The 1,035-nt window shown below is 77.8% G+C and carries 2 protein-coding genes; both read left to right on the plus strand.

Features of this window, described 5'->3' with window-relative positions:
* Positions 1-653, plus strand: a 653-nt coding sequence (locus D8M29_RS12535) for a DNA-processing protein DprA (protein WP_148111629.1), incomplete at its 5' end; no start/stop codon positions are given.
* Positions 654-710: 57 nt separating this feature from the next.
* A partial coding sequence (locus D8M29_RS12540) for a site-specific integrase (protein WP_161972467.1) occupies positions 711-1,035 on the plus strand: 325 nt, incomplete at its 3' end.

A 1,035-nucleotide genomic window follows, 5' to 3' on the forward strand; every position in this document is an offset into this window, starting at 1 on the left:
ACGCGGCGGATCGCGACGGCGTCCCGCCCACGGTGGCGGTGCTGGCCGGCGGCCTCGACCGGTTCTACCCGGCCGGCCACGAGGACCTGCTTCGCGCGGTGATGGCCGCCGGGCTGCTCGTGTCCGAGATGCCGCCCGGTGCGAGTCCCACGCGGTACCGGTTCCTGCAGCGCAACCGGGTCATCGCCGCGCTCGCGGGGGCCGTGCTGGTGGTCGAGGCGCGCTGGCGGTCGGGAGCGCAGAACACGGCGGGCCACGCGTTCGGCCTCGGCCGCGAGGTGGGCGTGGTCCCCGGCCCCGTGACCTCGCCCAGCTCCGCCGGTTGCCACCGTCTGCTGCAGGAGAGCCCCGCCCGTCTCGTGACCACCGAGCAGGAGGCCCTCGCCCTGCTCGGCCAGGGGCCCGCCCGGAGCGGCGGCGCGGGCGGGAGGATCTCCACCCGGGCAGCTCCCGAGTCCGCCGCGCGGCCCACCGACGGGCTCACGATGGAGGAGGCCCTCGTCCACGAGGCGCTGCCCCTGCGCCAGGCGGTGCCCGTCGACCGGATCACCGTCAGCGCCGGGCTCGCGCTGCCCACCGTCCTGGCGTGCCTGTCCCGGCTGCAGCGGGCGGGCCTGGCCGAACGGGTCGAGGACCGGTGGCGGCGGGGATGACCTCCGGCCGCGTGCTCCCGGGCGGCGCCGCCCTGGGGCGGATGGCAGAGTGGGGGGATGACCCCGTCGTCCTCCGTCCGTCCCGTCCCGGTCCCGCGCGCCCCCTCGCCCCGGGACACGGCCTGGCTCGAGGCGTTCGAGGAGCACCTGCGCCACGAGCGGAACCGCAGCCCCCAGACCGTGCGCGCGTACCTCGCCGATCTGCGCGCCCTCATCGACCACGTCGCCGGCACAGCCGGCACCGCGGCGGCGCCCGCCGTGGATGACGACGCCCCCGCTCGCCACGTGCCCAGCGCACCGGACGTCCTCGCCGAGCTGGACATCGAGGACCTGCGTGGCTGGTTGGCGGCCATGAGCGGGGCCGGCCTCGCCCGCGCGACCC

Origin of the sequence: Micrococcus sp. HSID17227, from assembly GCF_003989405.1 — a bacterium.
In the GTDB taxonomy this organism is placed as follows: Bacteria; Actinomycetota; Actinomycetes; order Actinomycetales; family Micrococcaceae; genus Micrococcus; species Micrococcus luteus.